Here is a 17,290-nt window from a genome sequence, read left to right on the forward strand (position 1 = left end):
ATGATCACGATTTCGTTATCATTGCCGCAGCGTAGACCAGGGCCCCCGAATGCTTGCCAATGCCGAGGCGGACGGGGCCGACGGCACCCCGGCCCGCATCATGGTCGTGTTCGGGACCCGCCCGGAAGCGATCAAGATGATGCCTGTCCTGCGCGAGCTCCGCGCGAGGCCCGGCCTGCATCCCGTCGCGGTGGCGACGGGCCAGCACCGCAGCATGCTCGACGGCGTTCTCGCCACCTTCGGGATGGGCGCGCCGGACCACGACCTCGACGTGATGCAGTCCGCGCAGACGCTCGCCTCGCTGACGGGCCGCGTGCTGGCCGGCATGACCGACCTGCTGCTTCGGGAACGCCCCGACCTCGTCCTCGTGCACGGAGACACGACGACGGCGCTCGCGGCCGGCCTCGCCGCCTTCTACGCCCGCATCCCCGTCGGCCACGTCGAGGCCGGCCTGCGCTCCTCCGACCTCGACCGCCCCTGGCCGGAGGAACTCAACCGCGTGGCCGTGGACGCCTTCGCGGCGCTGCGCTTCGCGCCGACCAAGGCTGCGGCCGCCAACCTCGCAGGCGAATACGGCAGCGGGCGGGTGCTCGTCACCGGCAACACCGGCATCGACGCGCTGCTGCACACGGCCGCGCGCCTCGACGCCGATGCGGCGCTCGAAGCCGGCCTGGCCGCGCGCTACGCCTTCCTCCACCCCGGCCGCCGCCTTGTCCTCGTCACCGGCCACCGCCGGGAAAGCTTCGGCGAGGGCTTCGCACGCATCTGCACAGGCCTCGCCCGGATCGCGGCGCGCGGCGACGTGGACGTGCTCTATCCCGTGCACCTCAACCCGCAGGTCCAGGGCATCGTTCGGGAACGCCTCTCCGGTCAGCCGAACGTCCACCTGATCGACCCCGTCGAATACCTCGACATGGTCTGGCTCCTGCGCCGGGCCGCGGTGATCGTGACGGATTCCGGCGGCATCCAGGAGGAAGCCCCGGCCCTCGGCAAGCCCGTCCTCGTCCTGCGCGAGGTGACGGAGAGGCCGGAGGCGCTGGAGACCGGCGTCGTGCGGCTCGTCGGCACCGACCCCGATGTCCTCGCCCGCGCCGCCGACGCGCTCCTCGACGACCCCGCCTTCTACGCCCGCGTCGCGCGCCCGGTCTTCCCCTACGGCGACGGCACCGCCGCGCGCCGGATCGCAGACTGCCTCGAGGAGAGGTTCGCGATGGCCGGAGCACGGGCATGAAGGTCTGCGTCGTCGGTCTCGGCTATATCGGCCTCCCCACCGCCGCGATGCTCGCGAGCCGCGGGCACGAGGTGGTGGGCTGCGACACAAACCCTCGCGTCGTCGAGAGCCTGAACGCCGGCCAGTCCCATTTCCGGGAGCCGGACCTGGACATGCTGCTCTCGGCGGCCGTCAGCACGGGCCGCCTGACCGCCGGCACCGCCCCCGTCGAGGCCGATGCCTTCGTCCTTGCCGTGCCAACGCCCTTCCGCGACGGCCGGAAGCCCGACCTGACCTACGTCGAGGCCGCGACCGACAGCATCGCGCCGCACCTGCGCCCCGGCTGCACCGTCATCCTCGAATCCACCTCGCCGGTCGGCACGACCGAAGCGCTCGCCCGCCGCCTCGCCGCAACCCGCCCCGACCTGCGCCTGCCGACCTACAAGTCCGAGGGCACCGAGGCCGACGTCGCCGTCGCCCACTGCCCCGAACGCATCCTGCCGGGCCAGATGATGCGCGAGCTCGTCTCGAACGACCGCATCATCGGCGGCGTGACGGAGGCCTGCGCGCGGCGGGCGCTGACCGTCTACGAATCCTTCGTCGCCGGCGAGACCTTCCTCACGGACTGCCGCACCGCCGAGTTCGTGAAGCTCGCCGAGAACGCCTTCCGCGACGTCAACATCGCCTTCGCGAACGAACTCTCGGTCATCTGCGCTGCCCTCGACATCGACGTCTGGGGTGCCATCGCGCTCGCCAACAAGCACCCGCGCGTGAACATCCTCCGCCCGGGCGCCGGCGTCGGCGGCCACTGCATCGCGGTGGACCCCTGGTTCATCGTGGACGGCGCGCCCGAAGCCGCGCGCCTCATCCGTACCGCGCGGGAGGTGAACGACGGCAAGCCGCACTGGGTCACGGCGCGCATCGCCGATCTCGCGCGCCGCTTCCGCGCCCCGGTGATCGCCTGCTACGGCCTGACCTACAAGCCCGACGTGGACGACCTGCGGGAGAGCCCGTCCCTCGACATCGTCGCCTCCCTCGCCCGGGAGGACGGCGCGACGATCCTCGCCTGCGATCCCTGGGTCACCGCCCTGCCGCCACCGCTCGCCGGCCTGCCGAACCTCCGCCTCGTGGACGCCGATACCGCCCTGCGCGAGGCCGACATCGTCGCCTTCCTCGTCGCCCACCGCGCCTTCTCGCGCCTCGACCGCACCCGTCTCCTCAACAAGATGGTCGTGGACGCCGTCGGCCTGACCGAGACCCGCCCCGCCTGATCCCGACCGCAGGGCGGTCCCGGCCTACCCCCGCACGGCCGCGGGCCGGGATGATCCGGGCCGCCGCCTACCGCGCCGCCTTCGCCGGCATCCCGCCGAGCCACCCGACCGGCACCAGCCCCGCCGCCCGCGCCGCCGCGTAGGTCGCCCGCGGGAACACGATGCGCACCCGCCCCGCCGCGATCCCCGCGAGCGTCCGCCGCGCAGCCTCCTCCGCCTCCATCAGGAAGGGCATCGGGAAGCGGTTCCGCGCTGTCATCGGCGTCCGCACGAAGCCCGGGCAGACCGCGTGCAGGCGCACGCCCTCCCGCCGCAGCACCGGCTCGCTCGCCTCGATCCAGCGCTGCAGCGCCGCCTTCGACGCGCAATAGGCCGGCGCCCCGGGGGAGGCGAGGAAGGCCGCGATCGAGGCGATCCCCGCCACCCGCCCCCGCACCCCGTCCGTCCCCGGCCCCTGCGCCCGCATCGCCTCGATCGCCGGCAGCATCACGTTCAGCGCGCCGTCGAGGTTGACCGCGAAGACCTCCCGCACTTGCGCCGGCGATTCCCGCCCATCCCCCGTCCCCGCCGAGGTCCCGGCATTCGCCACCACCAGGTCCAGCCGCCCCGCCCCATCGATCCATGCCTCACACGCCGCGGCGTCGCGCACGTCGAAGGTCGCCTCGCGCACCTCTGCCCCGGCCGCCCGGCACGCCGTCGCGACGGCCGCCAGCCGCCCCGGATCCCGTCCGGCGAGGTGCAGCACCCGCCCCGGCACGGCCAGCGCCCGCGCCAGCGCCGCCCCGATCCCGGACGACGCCCCGGTGACCGCGGCCGAACGCCAGGGAAGGGTGGCGGCGGGCGCCGCGTGGCTTTCACTCATGCCGCCTTGGACCATCCGGGACGGGAGCCCCGCAACCCGCCGGGCCATCCGGACGCTGGACCGACCCGGACGTCGGCTGTCCGACCCTTCCCACCCCCTGCGTGCTCCTCCCCCCGCGTGAAGGTTCGCCCGATCGTGACCGCCGATGCGGCGCCCCACCCCGTTACGCGGAACCCGTTCTGGTCTTTTTTCGCCCGACCGATGAACAGGATATGAGACGAGGTGGCAACGAACGGTCCCGATGCGGCAGCCCAGCCGGCGGGCACACGCCCCGCCGCCCTCATCGCCGACGACGAGGAGGCCATCGCCCTCCTCGTCGCCGACGCGCTGGAGGAGGAGGGCTTCGAGACCACCGTCGTCCCCGACGGCGCCGCCGCCCTGAAACGCCTCGAGGAGAGGTCCTACGACCTGCTCGTCACCGATGTCCGCATGCCCCGCCTCGACGGCGCCGACCTGGTCCGCGCCCTTCGCGCCCTGGGCAACCCCATCCCCGTCATCGTGCTCAGCGGCTACATGAACCCGGACCAGGACCGGGCCCTGCAGCACCTCGGCATCTCCGCCGACGCCATCTTCGAGAAGCCGACGAGCCTGCTGGACGTGAGCCGCGCCGCCCGCCTGGCCTTCGAACGCGCCCGCCGGCCGGCCGGCGGCGCCGGCGGATAACTGGGGGTCCTGGGGGGTCATCCCCCTGCTACCGGCCCGCTGACGGCCATCCCGCGGCCGCCTGGGATCGAGAGCGAGTTCGGCGGCGGCAGCACCGGCCACGTCATCCTCCCCGCCGCCACCCGCGCGGCGGCCGTCCCCAACCACCCGCCCGCCCGCCCAGAGGACCGCCCGGACCCCGGGGGGCTTCCGCAGGCATCCTCGTCGTCGAGGATGGCGACGGCGTCCTTACCCTCGGCGAGGACCGCCTGGGACGCCGTGGCTAACGCGTCCTCTCCGCCCGCGACGCCGACGAGGCGAGGCGCGCCTTCCAGGGAGTCGGGACGACATGGACCTGCTCGTCACCGACCTCGTCATGCCCGGCGGCGTGAACGGCCTGGTGCTGGCTGGCGAACTTCGCTGCCGCCGCCCCGGCCTCGCCGTGATGCCGACCACCGGCTACGGCGAGGCCCCGGTGACGGACGGTCCGACGGCCGCCGACATGGATGCCCTCGGCATGCCGTACCGCTGCCCCGGACTCGCCGGCCGCCTCCGCTCCGCCTCGCGCGGGAGTGGCACCGTGGCCAGCCAGCGCTGCGTCCCGCGCGAGGTCAACCCGGCCGCGAGGGCTGAGCCGCCACCTTGCCACCCGGGGCACCCCGCCACACAACCGCCCCATGCCCCTCCGCTCCATGACCGGCTTCTCCCGCGTGGCCGGCACCCTCCCGGACGGCGCCGCCTTCACCTGGGAACTCCGCTCGGTGAACGGCCGCGGCCTCGACGTGCGCCTGCGCCTTCCCCCGGCCTCGACGTCCTCGAAACCCCGCTGAAGGAAGCGGCGGCCGCCCGCCTCGCCCGCGGCAACGTCTCCGCCACCCTCTCCGTGAAGCGGGAGGACCGCACGGCGTCCCTCGTCCTCGATCCCGTCGCGCTGGACCGCGCCATCGCCCTCGTTGCCGAGATCGCCGAACGCCTCAAGGACTCCCCCTGGGTGCCGCCCCCGCGCGCGCGGAGGCCGTCCTCGCCCTCCCCGGAATCCTCCGCACCGAGGTCGCCGTCCCCGACGAGGCCGCCGAGAAGGCCCGCCGCGACGCCGTCACGTCAGGCTTCCTGGAAGCGCTCGACGCCCTGATCCGCGCCCGCGCCGAGGAAGGCGCCCGCCTTCAGGCCGTCCTCTCCACCCTCCTCGATGAGATCGCCACCCTCCGCGACGCTGCCGCCGGAGAGGCGGCCCGCCAGCCCGAGGCCCACCGCGCCCGCCTGACCGCCACCCTCGCGACCCTGCTGGAGGGCGCCTCCGACGGCGCGAGGGCGCGCGTCCCCGAAGACCGCCTCGCCGCCGAGGTCGCCCTCCTCGCCGCCAAGTCCGACGTGCGCGAGGAACTGGACCGCCTCGCCGCCCACCTCGACGCCGCGCGCACGATGCTGACGGACGACGCCCCGATCGGCCGGCGCCTGGAATTCCTGACGCAGGAGTTCGGCCGCGAATCCAACACCCTCGGCGCCAAGGCCGGCACGCTGGGCCTGACCCGCCTGTCGCTCGACCTGAAGGCCGCGGTGGAGCGCCTGCGCGAGCAGGCGGCGAACGTCGAATGACGGAGGGGCGCGCAGGTGGCCATGGGGAGGCGCTGCCTCCCGAGGCCCCGCCAGTCGCGGACATGAGAAATGGATCGCGGTCCAGGGGCGCGTTCGCCCCTGGTGGGAGGGTCCCGGAGGGCAAAGCCCTCCCGGGGCAACCCGCATGACCGTCGCCGCCGGCCGCCGCCGCGGCCTCTGCCTCGTCCTCGTTGCCCCCTCCGGTGCCGGCAAGACAAGCGTCTCCCGCGCCCTCCTGCGGCAGGAGGCCGAGCTCTCCCTTTCCATCTCCGCCACCACCCGCGCCGCCCGCCCCGGCGAGACCCACGGCGTCCATTACTTCTTCCACTCGGCCGACGAGTTCGAGGCGATGGCGACCGCCGGCCACTTCCTCGAACACGCCAACGTCTACGGCCGGCGCTACGGCACCCCCGCGCGCCGGTGCTGGAGGCCCTGGAAGCCGGCCGCGACGTCCTCTTCGACGTGGACTGGCAGGGCCACCAACTGCTGAAGGCCGCGCTCCCCGGCGACGTCGTCGGCGTCTTCCTGCTGCCGCCCTCGCTCGCCGAACTCGAACGCCGCCTCCGCGCCCGCGGCCAGGACTCCGAGGACGAGATCCTCCGCCGCCTCGGCAAGGCCCGCGACGACGCCTCGCACTGGCAGGATGCCGACCACATCCTCATCAACCGCGACTTCGACGCGACCGTCGCCGCCGTCTCCGCCATCCTCCACGCCGCCCGCACCGCGCGCTCCCGCAATCCGTGGCTCGCCGACTTCGTCGCGGGGATGTCGGCGTAGCGCCGTGCCACGCCAGGCCCTGGCCGCGCGCGGCGCACCCCGGCAAGCATGCGCGCCCCGTCGCCGCGCCCGCAGCGCCAACCCGCAGCCGCCTCGAGCCACCCACTTCGCCACGCCAGCGCCCCGCCGCACCCGGTTTTCGTGCGACCGCGCAGCCGCAGGCGCCGCGACGCCACGCTACAGCGCCCGGCGATGCTGCCCCGCCCGATGCTGCCCGCGCCCATGGTGAACGTCCTCGGCCTCGTCGCCCCGGTCTTCGCTCTCATCCTCCTCGGCTACGGCGCGGCGGTCCGCCGCCTGATCTCGCCGGAGGGCCTGCGCGGCCTGAACGACTTTGCCTTCTACCTCGCCGCCCCCGCGCTCCTCTTCGCCGGCGCCAGCCAGGTTACGCTCGCCGGCGGCCGCGTGGGGATCGTCTTCTTCGCAGGCGTCCTGCTGATCTACGCCGCCGCCCTGCTCGTCGCACGGATGATGGCCAGGCCCCTCGCCGAGTCCGCGGTGCTCGCCCTCAACGCCTCCTTCGGCAACACCTTCATGCTCGGCCTGCCTGTCGTCGTCGCGGCCTACGGCAACGCGGGCCTCTCCGTCGCCATCGCCATCGTCGGCCTGAACTCGCTCCTGCTCCTCCCGCTGACCACCGTCATCGCCGAGATCGGCCTGGGCCGCGGCGGCTCCCCCACGGCCGCGGCGATCGGCGCGGTCAAGGCCGTCCTCCGAAACCCCATCATCCTCGCCGTCGCCGCCGGCCTGGCCTGGGCCGCGCTCATGCCGCCCGTCCCAGGCGCCATCCGCCGCTTCCTCGAACTGCTCGGCAACGCAATGCCGCCCGTGGCCCTCTTCTGCCTCGGTGCCTCGCTGAAGGACCTCTCCGCGCGGCGAGAGGCGCTGGACGCCCTCGTCATCGCCGCCCTGAAGCTCCTCGCGCTGCCCCTGACCGTCTGGCTCCTCTGCCGCGCCGCCGGCCTCGCGCCGCTCGAAACCGCGGTCGCCATCGCGATGGCCGCGACGCCGACCGGCGCCAACGCCTTCCTCCTCGCGCGGCGTTACGCGGTGGGCCTGTCCGGCTCCGGCGCCGCCGTCGTCCTGACGACCGCGCTCTCGGTGCTGACCCTCTCCGCCGTCCTCATCGCCTTTCCCGGCCGCTGAAACCCGCACACCTCGGCGTGCCGGACGTCCATCCGCCCCGCCGCCTCAGCCGGCAGCCCGGCGCAGCCTCACGCCGCCGCGCGTCCCCGCAGCGCCCGCAACCCGCCGCCCCGCAGCATCGCGCTCGGCAGCCGCCGCCCGACGATCCGCTCCGCCAGCCGCCCCGCCTCCAGCAGCGCGTCGAGGTCCACCCCCGTCTCGATCCCCATCTCCTCGCAGAGGAAGACCAGCTCCTCCGTCGCCACGTTCCCCGGCGCCCCCGGCTGTGCCGCGAAGGGACACCCCCCAGGCCCCCGACCGCGGCATCGTAGGTCGTGACGCCGAGCCGCAGCCCCGCCATCGCATTCGCGATTCCCAATCCCCGCGTATCGTGCAGGTGCAGCACCAGCCGCATCTCCGGCCAGCGCGACCGCACCACCCCTACCACCGCCTCGACCCGTGCCGGCGTCGCCCAGCCCATCGTATCCGCGAGCGACACGCGCTCGATCGCCGCCCCCGCCTCCTCCGCGATCGCCAGCGCATCCGCGACCGCACCGACGACCTTCGCCACGGGAACGTCGCCCGAGAAGTTGCACCCGAAGGCCGCCTGCACGCCGACCCGCGTCACCGCGACCCCCGCCGCCAAGTGCGCCGCCACGTTCTCCCGCTGCGCCGCCAACTGCCCCACATGGTCGCGATTGAGGTTCCGCCGGGAAAACGCCTCCGACGCCGACACCGTGACGGATCCGAACACCGTCAGCCGGTCCCGGGACGCCAGCGCCCGTTCCAGCCCGCGCGCGTTGAACCACAGCGCGTGGTACTCGACGCCCGGATGCGGCGCGAACCCGCGCACGACATCCTCCGCATCCGCCCATCCCGGCACGAGCTTCGGACTGACGAAGGATGCCACCTGGATCCGCCGCAGCCCCGTCGCCGAGAGCGCATCCACCAGCGCCACCTTGTCCGCGGTCGGGATCTCCGCGGACTCGATCTGGAACCCCTCGCGCGGCCCCTCCTCCTGGATCTCTACGCGGGCGGGCAGGTCGGTCATGGGCAACTCTCCTCGACGGGCCCGACATCCTACGGCCGGGCCAGCGCGCCAAGGCGGCCAGCGCGTCGCCACCTCGATGACGGCACGACGTCGGCGGAACACGTCCCGGGCTGACGATCCTCGATGCACGCGTCCGCGTCATCCTCCGCTGGACGGTCCGTCCACGGCGGGCAACCCCATCCTGCGCGGGCCTGCGCCACGCAGCGCGTGACCGTCCTCGGGTCAGGGCGCGGCGACCTGACTCCCGCCACCTCGCCGGCCACCGCCGGCGTCTCCTCACCCGTCCTGCCAGGAGGACCGCGAGAGGGGATGCGAAACGACCGGCATGCAGTTCAGCGGCGCCGCTCGGCCCCCGGCCGCGCCGGCGCCCGCGCGGGCGGTTCCGGCGGAACCACGCCGAACAGCTCGAAGACCTCGGCCTCTACCTGCGGGCGGGCACGTGCCCCCGCAACGTCGCGGGCGGCCCCGGCGACGTCGCCCTTCACGGTCCTCAGCCAGCCGCGCACACGCATCGTCAGCGGCCAGCCGAGCGCGCCGTCGTCCCGGCGGCCCAGCGCCTCGAACTCGCGCTCGGCCCGGGCCCGATCTCCGATCGCGAGCCCCAGTCCGGCATTCACGATCCTGACGTAGGCCAGCGGATCCACCGTGAACTCGGCGTGGGCGAGGGCGCGGTCACAGGCCGCGATCGCGCCCTCGCGGTCGCCGAGGCGCAGGCGCACCGCGCAGAGATCCGCCAGCGCGTCGCGCGACGGTCCGGCCGGGCCCGCCCGCCCGACGAGGTCCTCGAGTTCCGCGAGCGCCCCGGCGAGGTCGCCCGCCGCGCGGCGGAGGTGCGCGCGGAGGAGCCCATCCCTCGGAATCAACTCGAGCGCCCCGGCGAGGTCGCCGCGCTCCGCCCGCGCGACCGCCTGCGCCGGCGCCGCGGACGCAACCCGCAGTGCTGCGTCGAGTTCTGACATGCCCGTCGCGGGATAGGCGAGGCGCATGGTGCAGTTCCGGGGCACCACCTCCGCGTAGCCGCGGCACGGAACCAAGCCATGGACGTAGTCGGACAGGCGGGTCGGCGGCAGCGCGGGGGCAGCCGGGGCGGGTCCCGACGCGGCCGCCGCCTCCGCGAGACAGAACAGCAGCGCCAGCCCGACGCCGCGCATCAGGGCACCGGGCCGCGGCCCTCCCGACCCCGGGAACCTCGTCGCAGGCCTAAACCTCGCACGCGGCCATGGCATGACGGCAACCTCCCACTGCAGCGGACCGCGACCGATCCCGGCCATCAGCCGCCGCGCGGCGGCTGTCGCTGGCGCGTCAGAAGGCTAGGTCGCGCTGGCACGGCGGCGGCAGGGTGCGGCGTGTCGCGTCGGTGTCGCGCGGCTCCACGCACCGCCGGTGAAGGCTTTGCCGCCGTTGCATGCCGGGCCGTCCGTCAGCGCTCCATCGCCAGGAACTCCCGCAGCGCCTCCGCGTAGAGCGCCGCATTCCCCGTCGTCCCATGCCCCCGCGTCTCCGGCCCCGCCGGGATCAGCAGCATCTGCGCATCGGGGATGCGCGCCATCGCCGCCGCCATCACGCCCGTCTCCGGCGGGTTCCGCTCGTCATCCGCCGCGTTGATCGCCAGCACCCGCGCCCGGATCCGCCCCAACCCCGGCGAGGGGTCGTAGTCCCGCGACGCGTCCCACTGGTACACGAAGTCGTTCGCATCGGCCGACAGCGGCGCGTCGATCCGCTCCTCTACCAGCTTGTCCGCCAGCACCGTCGTCGGCGCCGCCGCCTGCCAGGCCAGCGTCCCGCCATTCGTGGCCACTGCGTAGAACGCATTGGCCAGCGTCAGCGACGGAGGCTGCGCCATGTAGTTCCCGCCCGCATAGGCCGGGTCGCGCCGGATCGCCTCCACCATCATCCGCCGCAGCATCCAGTTCCGCGCTGCCATCGGCGTGGGCTGCGACGCCATCGGCACCACCGCGTCCACCATGTCGGAATGCGCCACCGCCCACATCCAGGCATGCATCCCGCCCATGGAGTTGCCGAGGACGAGCCGCAGCCGCCGCACCCCCAGCCCCTCCGTCACCAAACGGTGCTGCGCCGCGACCATGTCGTCGTAGTTGTAGCGCGGGAAAGCCGCCCGCATCCCGTCGGACGGCTTCGACGAACCGCCCGCCCCCAGCGCATCGGGGATGATGACGAAGTACCGCGACGCATCCAGCGGCTGCCCCGGCCCGAAGAGCCGCCCCGCGAAGGCCGGCGTCAGAAGGCTCGCCGCGCTCCCCGCCGTCCCGTGCAGCACCAGCACCGCCGGCGATGTCGGATCACCGAGCGTGACGTAGGCCAGCCGCACCTCCGGCATCACCTCGCCGGTGTGGAACCGGAAATCGCGCGCCACCCAGGCCCCGCGCCGCGGCGCCGGCTGCGCGGAGGCCTGCGGCGCCCCGACTGGTGCCCCAACCGGCGGCGGCCCATCCGCCTGCCGCGCCGCCGGCTGGTCCCCCGGCCGTGGCGGCGCCTGCGCCCCCGCCGGCACGACGAGTATCGAGGCGAGGGCGGCGATCAGCGCGACCCGCATGGCGTTCTTACTCCCGTCGGGTTGACCCCTTCAGGGAACGGTAGGCCCGGCGCCGCCGTACCGGCAACGACCGCCTTCAGTCGCCGAACCCCTCCAGCACGATCTTGCCCCGCGACCGCCCGCTCTCCAGCAGCGCATGCGCCCGCCGCAGGTTCGCCGCGTTGATCGCCCCGAACCGCTCGGCCACCGTCGTCCGGATCGTCCCCTCATCCACCAGCCGCGATACCTCGGACAGGATGCGATGCTGCGCGTCCAGGTCCGGCGTCGCGAAGGAGGATCGCGTGAACATCAGCTCCCAGTGGAGCGACGCCGACTTCCGCTTCAGCAGCCGCACGTCCACCGGCTCCGGGTCGTCGATCAGCCCGACGCGCCCCTGCGGCGCCACCACCTCCGCGATCGCGGCCCAGTGCCGGTCCGAATGCGTCGTCGAGAACACGAAGGACACCTCCGGCAGCCCGATCCCCCGCAGCGCCGCCGGCAGGTCCCCCGCATGGTCCACCACGTCGTGCGCCCCGAGCGACAGCGCCCAGTCCCGCGTCTCCACCCGGGACGCCGTCGCGATCACGCGCAGCCCCGTCAGCCGCCGCGCCAGCTGGATCGCGACCGATCCCACGCCCCCCGCCCCGCCGATGATCAGCAGCGCGTTGCTCCCATCCGGCCGCGCGGTCCGAACCTCCAGCCGGTCGAACAGCATCTCCCACGCCGTGAGGGAGGTCAGCGGCAGCGCCGCCGCCTCGGCGAATCCCAGGCTCCGCGGCTTCGCACCGACGATCCGCTCATCCACCAGGTGCAGCTCGGCATTCGTGCCGGCGCGGGTGATGTCGCCGGCGTAGAAGACCTCGTCGCCCGGCCGGAACAGCGTGGCGCCGGGCCCCACCGCCTCGACCACGCCCGCCGCGTCCCAGCCCAGCACCTTGGGCTCGCCGCCCGGATCGGCGCGCAGCCGCACCTTGTAGTCCACCGGATTCACGCTGACCGCGCGCACCCGCACCAGCAGGTCGCGCCCCTGCGGCACGGGCGCGGGTAGGTCCAGGTCCTGCAGCGACTCCGGATTCTCGATCGGCAGGGATCGGCGGTAGCCCACGGCCCTCATGGCGGCATTCCTTGTGTCGGGTGGTCTGCCGCGCCAGATCGCCCACTGCCCCGGCCGCGCCAAGCCGACAAGTTTGTCGCGGGGTGACAGGAAGGATACCGGCATGGCGCACCGCCACCCCCGCTACGATTGCGGCCCCGGCTGCCCCGTGGAGGCCGCGCTCGCGCTCATCGGCGGCAAGTGGAAGGGCGTCGTCCTGCACCACCTGCTGGAGGAAGGGACCCTCCGCTTCACCGAACTCCGCCGGCGCATGCCCGGCGCCACGCCGCGCGTCCTCGTGCGCCAGCTGCGCGAACTGGAGCAGCACGGCCTGATCGCCCGCACCATCTTCGCCGCGGTTCCCGCCCGCGTCGAATACGCGCCGACGCCGCTGGGCCGGAGCCTGCGCCCCGTCATCGCGTCGCTCCGCGACTGGGGCAATGGCTGGCTCGCCAGCCAGGCCGCCGGCCCGGACGTCCCCGCCATCAGGCGCGCGGGCTGACGCCCCGCCGCGCCGCGACACGCCGGCGCACCAGTCCGGCGTACCAGTCCGGCGCGTTAGTGCAGCCGCAACTCTCCGTCCGCATAGGTGAACTCCGCCGGCCGCCAGAGCGCCGCCGAGGCCACGCGCACGGAATGCAGCGGCCCCTCGATCTCCCGCCGCCAGAACTCCAGGAACCCATGCAGCTCCGGGAAGCCCGGCGCCTGGTCCACCTTCTGCCAGACGAAGGTCTGCAGCACCGTCGGATGATCGGGCATCCGGTAGAGGATTTCGGCGGTCGTCAGCCGCCAGTCGGGGATACGGACCACGCGCTCGATGTCCCGCAGGAGCATTCCCGTTTGACCTCCGTCGCAACCGGCGCAGACCGCGCCGGGACAGCCATGCTGCCACGAAGATGCAACGCGAGGACAAGAGAAATGTTGCGAAACAAGGACTTAGCACTCGCACACGCAGAGTGCTGCCGGACTTGACGCGGTAGAGTCCGATCGACTACACCCCTGGCACTCACCGGGGCGGACTGCTAACGCCAATCGGCGAAGGCGGTTTCTCCTGGTCGGGTTTCAACCCAACCCCATAAGGCACAGGAGAGGACCGCATGAGCTTCCGTCCCCTGCACGACCGCGTCCTGGTTCGCCGCGTCACCGCGGAAGAGAAGAGCGCCGGCGGCATCATCATCCCCGACACCGCGAAGGAAAAGCCGCAGGAAGGCGAAGTCGTCGCCGCGGGTTCCGGCACGATCAACGACAAGGGCGACCTTCGCCCTCTCGACGTCAAGGCCGGCGACCGCATCCTGTTCGGCAAGTGGTCGGGCACCGAGGTCAAGCTGAACGGCGAGGAGCTCCTCATCATGAAGGAGTCCGACATCCTCGGCATCGTGGAAAAGACCACGATGGCCAAGGCCGCCTGATCACTCCGACCTTTCAAACGCAACAGATTTAGGAGACGCTTATGGCTGCGAAGGACGTCAAGTTCGGCGCCAATGCCCGCGACCGCATGCTGCGCGGCGTGGACATCCTGGCCGACGCCGTGAAGGTGACGCTCGGCCCGAAGGGCCGCAACGTCGTGCTCGACAAGAGCTTCGGCGCGCCGCGGATCACCAAGGACGGCGTGACCGTCGCCAAGGAGATCGAGCTGGCCGACAAGTTCGAGAACATGGGCGCCCAGATGGTGCGCGAAGTGGCCTCGAAGACCAACGACATCGCGGGTGACGGCACGACCACCGCGACCGTGCTCGCCCAGGCCATCGTCCGTGAGGGCGCGAAGTCCGTCGCCGCCGGCATGAACCCGATGGATCTCAAGCGCGGCATCGACAAGGCCGTCGCCTCCGTCGTCGCCGAGCTCGAGGCGAAGACCAAGAAGATCACGACCTCCGCCGAGGTCGCCCAGGTCGGCACGCTGTCGGCCAATGGCGAAGTCGAGATCGGCGAGATGATCGCCAAGGCGATGGAGAAGGTCGGCAACGAGGGCGTCATCACGGTCGAGGAAGCCAAGAGCATCCAGACCGAGCTCGACGTCGTCGAGGGCATGCAGTTCGACCGCGGCTACGTCTCCCCGTACTTCATCACGAACGCGGAGAAGATGACGGCCGAGCTCGAGAACCCGTACATCCTCATCCACGAGAAGAAGCTGTCGCAGCTCCAGCCGCTGCTGCCGCTGCTCGAGTCCGTCGTGCAGTCCGGCCGCCCGCTGATCATCGTGGCCGAGGACGTCGAGGGCGAGGCCCTGGCCACGCTCGTCGTCAACAAGCTCCGCGGCGGCCTGAAGGTCGCGGCGGTGAAGGCCCCGGGCTTCGGCGACCGCCGCAAGGCGATGCTGGAAGACATCGCCATCCTGACCGGCGGTGAGGTTATCTCCGAGGATCTCGGCATCAAGCTCGAGAACGTCACCCTCGCCCAGCTCGGCCGCGCCAAGAACGTGCGGATCGAGAAGGAGAACACCACGATCGTGGACGGCGCCGGCGAGAAGTCGGCGATCCAGGGCCGCGTGGAGCAGATCAAGGCGCAGATCGAGGAGACCACCTCGGACTACGACCGCGAGAAGCTGCAGGAGCGCCTGGCCAAGCTCGCGGGCGGCGTCGCCGTCATCCGCGTGGGCGGCTCGACCGAGGTCGAGGTGAAGGAGCGCAAGGACCGCGTGGACGACGCGCTGCACGCGACCCGCGCCGCGGTCGAGGAAGGCATCGTGCCGGGCGGCGGCATCGCCCTCCTGCGCGCCTCGCAGAACCTCGGCCAGCTCAAGGGCATGAACCGCGACGAGGAGGTCGGCATCGAGATCGTGCGCCGCGCGATCCAGGTGCCCGCCAAGCAGATCGCGGAGAACGCCGGCAAGGACGGTGCCGTCGTGGCCGGTGAGGTGCTCCGCACCGACACCTACGCCTGGGGCTACGACGCCCAGAAGGACGAGTACAAGGACCTCGTCGCGGCCGGCATCATCGACCCGACGAAGGTCGTGCGCACGGCCCTGCAGGATGCGGCTTCCGTCGCCTCCCTGCTGATCACGACCGAGGCGATGGTCGCCGAGCGGCCGGCCAAGGCGTCCGCTGGCGGCCAGGGCGGCCCCGGCGGCGGCATGGGCGGCGGCATGGGCGACATGGACTTCTGATCCGGCAGGATCAGGTCTACCTGAGGGGGGCGGCCCGGCAGCGGGCCGCCCTTCTTCGTTGCAGGAGGCCACGATGCCCCGCGGCACCGTCGTCTGGTACCAGCCCCACAAGGGCTACGGCTTCATCCGCCCCGAGGATGGCGGCCCCGACGTGATGGTCCACGCCTCCGTCGTCGAGGACGCCGGCCGGCGCGAGCTCCGCAAGGGCGAGGAAGTCGTCTACGAGGCGGAGCAGCGCCCGAAGAAGCCCGCCCCCTCCGTCACCCGCCTCCTGCCCGGCTGACGCGACACCGCGGTCGTCGGGAACGCCCGGCGCCGCCCCGCGTTGTGGCGCCATGTCCAGCCCGACCCTCTCCGCCACCGGCTATGTCGTGGGCGGCGGCGCCCTCTCCGCCGTCGAAGCCCTCCTCGCACCGCCCCGGGAACCGGACTCCCCCTTGCCCCGCCCAGGGTCGGCTTCGGCATCGCCTGGTCCATCCTCTTCGCGATGATGGGCGTTGCCCGCGGGCGCCTGGACAAGCCGCGGCAGCACCGCGTGGACCGCCTCTGGCTGCTCTGCGCGACCTACCCGCTCTACACGCTGGGCATGCGCTCCCGCACCTTGAGCTACATCGGCAACGCCGTCGTCGGCTTCGAAGCCGCCCGTACCGCCGCCGAAGCCCACAAGCGCGACGCCACCGCCGGCCTCCTCATCGGCGCCGTCGTCCCCTGGGTCGCCTACGCCACCCTCATCCTGCTGACCGACCGCGACGACTGATTCGGTGACTGGGGGTTGGCGCTCGTGGCCCCGGAGGAAGGCGCAGCCTTCCGCCCGGAACAACGGGCGCAACAACCCAGCCGGCGGATCCGCCCGGCCGCCGCGCATCATCGGGCCGGCCCGGCGGCCCGCAGCAGCCGGTCCATCCCCTCCGCCACCGCCGCCCAGGTGCAGTGCGCCTCCACGTGCCGCCGCGCCGCGATCCCAAGCCCACGACGCCGCGCGCCGTCGCGGAGCAGACCGACCACCGCTTCCGCCAGCCCCTCCGCCCGCGCCGCGACCAACCCCTCATGTCCCGCGGGCAGCACCAGCCCGTTCGTCGCCATCGGCGTCATCACCACGGGCCGCCCGCAGGCCCAGGCCTCGAGCACCTTGTTCTTGATCCCCACGCCCGTCCGCATCGGCGCCACCGCGACCCAGGCCCGCCCGAGCAGCGGCACCATGTCCGGCACGTCCGGCACCACCTCGATCCCGTCCCGCCCGTGCAGCGCCGCGATCTCCGGCACCGGCCGCCGCCCGCCGACGACGAACCGTGCCCCCGGCACCGCCGCCCGCACCGCCGGCCAGATCGCGTCCACCGCGAACCGCACCGCATCCACGTTCGGCCCGTAGTCCAGCGTCCCCGTGAAGGCGAGCGTCGGCACCTCCGCCTCCCCCGCCAACGCACCCTGATCCGGTACCGCGACCCCGTTCGGCGACACGTGCACGGCCCCGCGCCCGCCGATCCGCGCCATCCACCCGGCGTCCGCATCACCCACGCAGGTCACCGCCGCGAAGCCCCGCACCACCTGCCGCGCGGACCATGCCGCGACCGGCAACTGGCTCAGGTGCCGCCACCGCTCCCGCACCCCGCCGGATGCGAGGGCGCCGCGCCAGAACTCCAGCGGGTTGCAATCCACCATGTCCATGACCGCCGGCGGCCGCCCGCCCCCGGACAGCCAGGCCACTTCGGCCCCAGGCCAGACTAACCCCCGGTCCGGCCGCACGTCCCGCACCGCTGCCCCGATCGCCGCCGCCAGCCCGCCCCCGTCGAACCGCCACGGATAGGTCAGCCCCGGCCCCCGCAAATCCACCGGCCGATGCTCCACCCCCTCGAGCCCCAGCCCCTCCGCCCCCGCGGGCGAAACCAGCGTGACCCGCCACCGCCCCGCCAACGCCTGCAACAGGTTGTGGACGCGCAGCGCATACCCGTTCCGCACGGGCCAAGGCGCCAGCGTGCAAACCGCGAGCAACCGCCCGCTCAACGGCGCGTCCAGACGATGCGATCGGA

The 17,290-nt window shown here is 73.2% G+C and carries 19 protein-coding genes and 1 pseudogene; 12 read left to right on the forward strand and 8 right to left on the reverse strand.

Annotation, left to right across the window (positions count from 1 at the left end):
* Window positions 1-49 precede the first annotated feature (49 nt).
* Window positions 50-1,231 carry a non-hydrolyzing UDP-N-acetylglucosamine 2-epimerase gene (gene wecB / locus ACE7GA_RS04045; RefSeq protein ID WP_376095983.1) on the forward strand — a complete coding sequence of 394 codons (1,182 nt, stop codon included), beginning with the start codon at window positions 50-52 and terminating at the stop codon, window positions 1,229-1,231.
* Window positions 1,228-2,481: a UDP-N-acetyl-D-mannosamine dehydrogenase gene (gene wecC / locus ACE7GA_RS04050; RefSeq protein ID WP_376095986.1), complete on the forward strand. Its 1,254-nt coding sequence runs from the start codon at window positions 1,228-1,230 to the stop codon at window positions 2,479-2,481. Before wecB ends, wecC begins: the two co-directional genes overlap by 4 nt.
* 67 nt (window positions 2,482-2,548) lie before the next feature.
* Here wecC and ACE7GA_RS04055 read toward each other — a convergent pair whose 3' ends face one another.
* Window positions 2,549-3,343 (reverse strand): SDR family NAD(P)-dependent oxidoreductase, encoded by a 795-nt coding sequence (locus ACE7GA_RS04055; RefSeq protein ID WP_376095989.1) that lies wholly within the window; start codon window positions 3,341-3,343, stop codon window positions 2,549-2,551.
* Between the two features lie 222 nt (window positions 3,344-3,565).
* Between ACE7GA_RS04055 and ACE7GA_RS04060 the strand changes: the two genes are divergently transcribed.
* The gene (locus ACE7GA_RS04060) at window positions 3,566-4,006 is read left to right on the forward strand and encodes a response regulator (RefSeq protein ID WP_376095992.1); all 441 of its coding nucleotides are present in this window, start codon (window positions 3,566-3,568) and stop codon (window positions 4,004-4,006) included.
* A 671-nt stretch (window positions 4,007-4,677) separates the two neighbouring features.
* On the forward strand, window positions 4,678-4,815 hold the full coding sequence (locus tag ACE7GA_RS04065; RefSeq protein WP_376100089.1) for a YicC/YloC family endoribonuclease: 138 nt from the start codon (window positions 4,678-4,680) through the stop codon (window positions 4,813-4,815).
* Between the two features lie 271 nt (window positions 4,816-5,086).
* Here ACE7GA_RS04065 and ACE7GA_RS04070 read toward each other — a convergent pair whose 3' ends face one another.
* Window positions 5,087-5,389 carry a hypothetical protein gene (locus ACE7GA_RS04070; protein WP_376095995.1) on the reverse strand — a complete coding sequence of 101 codons (303 nt, stop codon included), beginning with the start codon at window positions 5,387-5,389 and terminating at the stop codon, window positions 5,087-5,089.
* Between ACE7GA_RS04070 and ACE7GA_RS04075 the strand changes: the two genes are divergently transcribed.
* From ACE7GA_RS04075 to ACE7GA_RS04085, 3 genes and pseudogenes are all read left to right on the forward strand, one after another.
* The gene (locus ACE7GA_RS04075; RefSeq protein ID WP_376100091.1) at window positions 5,270-5,581 is read left to right on the forward strand and encodes a DUF1732 domain-containing protein; all 312 of its coding nucleotides are present in this window, start codon (window positions 5,270-5,272) and stop codon (window positions 5,579-5,581) included. The two genes, ACE7GA_RS04070 and ACE7GA_RS04075, sit on opposite strands and share 120 nt — an antisense overlap.
* Before the next feature lie 145 nt (window positions 5,582-5,726).
* Window positions 5,727-6,358: pseudogene (gmk, locus tag ACE7GA_RS04080) on the forward strand (guanylate kinase).
* A 207-nt stretch (window positions 6,359-6,565) separates the two neighbouring features.
* On the forward strand, window positions 6,566-7,504 hold the full coding sequence (locus ACE7GA_RS04085) for an AEC family transporter (protein ID WP_376095998.1): 939 nt from the start codon (window positions 6,566-6,568) through the stop codon (window positions 7,502-7,504).
* Here ACE7GA_RS04085 and ACE7GA_RS04090 read toward each other — a convergent pair.
* The 4 genes from ACE7GA_RS04090 to ACE7GA_RS04105 form a co-directional block, all read right to left on the reverse strand.
* Complete coding sequence (locus tag ACE7GA_RS04090; RefSeq protein WP_376096001.1) at window positions 7,482-8,534, reverse strand: hydroxymethylglutaryl-CoA lyase; 1,053 nt, start codon at window positions 8,532-8,534, stop codon at window positions 7,482-7,484. The two genes, ACE7GA_RS04085 and ACE7GA_RS04090, sit on opposite strands and share 23 nt — an antisense overlap.
* 332 nt (window positions 8,535-8,866) lie before the next feature.
* Window positions 8,867-9,685, reverse strand: coding sequence for a hypothetical protein (locus ACE7GA_RS04095; RefSeq protein ID WP_376096004.1), 819 nt, complete (start codon window positions 9,683-9,685; stop codon window positions 8,867-8,869).
* A gap of 269 nt (window positions 9,686-9,954) precedes the next feature.
* Window positions 9,955-11,088, reverse strand: a complete 1,134-nt coding sequence (locus tag ACE7GA_RS04100) for an alpha/beta fold hydrolase (RefSeq protein ID WP_376096007.1) — start codon at window positions 11,086-11,088, stop codon at window positions 9,955-9,957.
* 76 nt (window positions 11,089-11,164) lie between these two features.
* Window positions 11,165-12,181 carry a zinc-binding alcohol dehydrogenase family protein gene (locus ACE7GA_RS04105; protein ID WP_376096010.1) on the reverse strand — a complete coding sequence of 339 codons (1,017 nt, stop codon included), beginning with the start codon at window positions 12,179-12,181 and terminating at the stop codon, window positions 11,165-11,167.
* A gap of 103 nt (window positions 12,182-12,284) precedes the next feature.
* On the opposite strand from ACE7GA_RS04105, the gene ACE7GA_RS04110 reads away from it, so the two are divergent.
* Window positions 12,285-12,662 (forward strand): winged helix-turn-helix transcriptional regulator, encoded by a 378-nt coding sequence (locus tag ACE7GA_RS04110; protein WP_376096013.1) that lies wholly within the window; start codon window positions 12,285-12,287, stop codon window positions 12,660-12,662.
* A gap of 56 nt (window positions 12,663-12,718) precedes the next feature.
* Here the strand turns inward: ACE7GA_RS04110 and ACE7GA_RS04115 are convergent, their stop codons facing one another.
* Window positions 12,719-12,994, reverse strand: coding sequence for an usg protein (locus ACE7GA_RS04115; RefSeq protein WP_376096016.1), 276 nt, complete (start codon window positions 12,992-12,994; stop codon window positions 12,719-12,721).
* 263 nt (window positions 12,995-13,257) lie between these two features.
* Here ACE7GA_RS04115 and groES point away from each other — a divergent pair, with 263 nt between their 5' ends.
* The 4 genes from groES to ACE7GA_RS04135 all read left to right on the forward strand — a co-directional run bounded on the left by groES (window position 13,258) and on the right by ACE7GA_RS04135 (window position 16,020).
* The gene (groES, locus tag ACE7GA_RS04120; protein WP_376096019.1) at window positions 13,258-13,569 is read left to right on the forward strand and encodes a co-chaperone GroES; all 312 of its coding nucleotides are present in this window, start codon (window positions 13,258-13,260) and stop codon (window positions 13,567-13,569) included.
* A 41-nt stretch (window positions 13,570-13,610) separates the two neighbouring features.
* A complete protein-coding gene (groL, locus tag ACE7GA_RS04125; RefSeq protein WP_376096022.1) occupies window positions 13,611-15,263 on the forward strand; it encodes a chaperonin GroEL in 1,653 nt (550 codons plus the stop codon).
* Between the two features lie 73 nt (window positions 15,264-15,336).
* Entirely contained in the window at window positions 15,337-15,546 is a 210-nt protein-coding gene (locus tag ACE7GA_RS04130) for a cold-shock protein (RefSeq protein WP_376096025.1), read from the forward strand.
* Window positions 15,547-15,588: 42 nt separating this feature from the next.
* Window positions 15,589-16,020 carry a tryptophan-rich sensory protein gene (locus ACE7GA_RS04135; protein WP_376096028.1) on the forward strand — a complete coding sequence of 144 codons (432 nt, stop codon included), beginning with the start codon at window positions 15,589-15,591 and terminating at the stop codon, window positions 16,018-16,020.
* Between the two features lie 107 nt (window positions 16,021-16,127).
* Here ACE7GA_RS04135 and ACE7GA_RS04140 read toward each other — a convergent pair whose 3' ends face one another.
* Window positions 16,128-17,219: a glycosyltransferase family 4 protein gene (locus ACE7GA_RS04140; protein ID WP_376096031.1), complete on the reverse strand. Its 1,092-nt coding sequence runs from the start codon at window positions 17,217-17,219 to the stop codon at window positions 16,128-16,130.
* Between the last annotated feature and the right edge of the window lie 71 nt (window positions 17,220-17,290).

Origin of the sequence: Roseomonas sp. CCTCC AB2023176, assembly GCF_042259275.1 — a bacterium.
GTDB lineage: Bacteria > Pseudomonadota > Alphaproteobacteria > Acetobacterales > Acetobacteraceae > Roseomonas.

Bases quoted from the DNA above. Each gene is read 5' to 3' on its own strand.
- wecB (WP_376095983.1), top strand. From the start codon at position 50: ATGCTTGCCAATGCCGAGGCGGACGGGGCCGACGGCACCCCGGCCCGC.
- wecC (WP_376095986.1), top strand. From the start codon at position 1,228: ATGAAGGTCTGCGTCGTCGGTCTCGGCTATATCGGCCTCCCCACCGCC.
- ACE7GA_RS04055 (WP_376095989.1), bottom strand. From the start codon at position 3,343: ATGAGTGAAAGCCACGCGGCGCCCGCCGCCACCCTTCCCTGGCGTTCG.
- ACE7GA_RS04065 (WP_376100089.1), top strand. From the start codon at position 4,678: ATGACCGGCTTCTCCCGCGTGGCCGGCACCCTCCCGGACGGCGCCGCC.
- ACE7GA_RS04085 (WP_376095998.1), top strand. From the start codon at position 6,566: ATGCTGCCCGCGCCCATGGTGAACGTCCTCGGCCTCGTCGCCCCGGTC.
- ACE7GA_RS04090 (WP_376096001.1), bottom strand. From the start codon at position 8,534: ATGACCGACCTGCCCGCCCGCGTAGAGATCCAGGAGGAGGGGCCGCGC.
- ACE7GA_RS04095 (WP_376096004.1), bottom strand. From the start codon at position 9,685: ATGCGCGGCGTCGGGCTGGCGCTGCTGTTCTGTCTCGCGGAGGCGGCG.
- ACE7GA_RS04100 (WP_376096007.1), bottom strand. From the start codon at position 11,088: ATGCGGGTCGCGCTGATCGCCGCCCTCGCCTCGATACTCGTCGTGCCG.
- ACE7GA_RS04105 (WP_376096010.1), bottom strand. From the start codon at position 12,181: ATGAGGGCCGTGGGCTACCGCCGATCCCTGCCGATCGAGAATCCGGAG.
- ACE7GA_RS04110 (WP_376096013.1), top strand. From the start codon at position 12,285: ATGGCGCACCGCCACCCCCGCTACGATTGCGGCCCCGGCTGCCCCGTG.
- ACE7GA_RS04115 (WP_376096016.1), bottom strand. From the start codon at position 12,994: ATGCTCCTGCGGGACATCGAGCGCGTGGTCCGTATCCCCGACTGGCGG.
- groES (WP_376096019.1), top strand. From the start codon at position 13,258: ATGAGCTTCCGTCCCCTGCACGACCGCGTCCTGGTTCGCCGCGTCACC.
- groL (WP_376096022.1), top strand. From the start codon at position 13,611: ATGGCTGCGAAGGACGTCAAGTTCGGCGCCAATGCCCGCGACCGCATG.
- ACE7GA_RS04130 (WP_376096025.1), top strand. From the start codon at position 15,337: ATGCCCCGCGGCACCGTCGTCTGGTACCAGCCCCACAAGGGCTACGGC.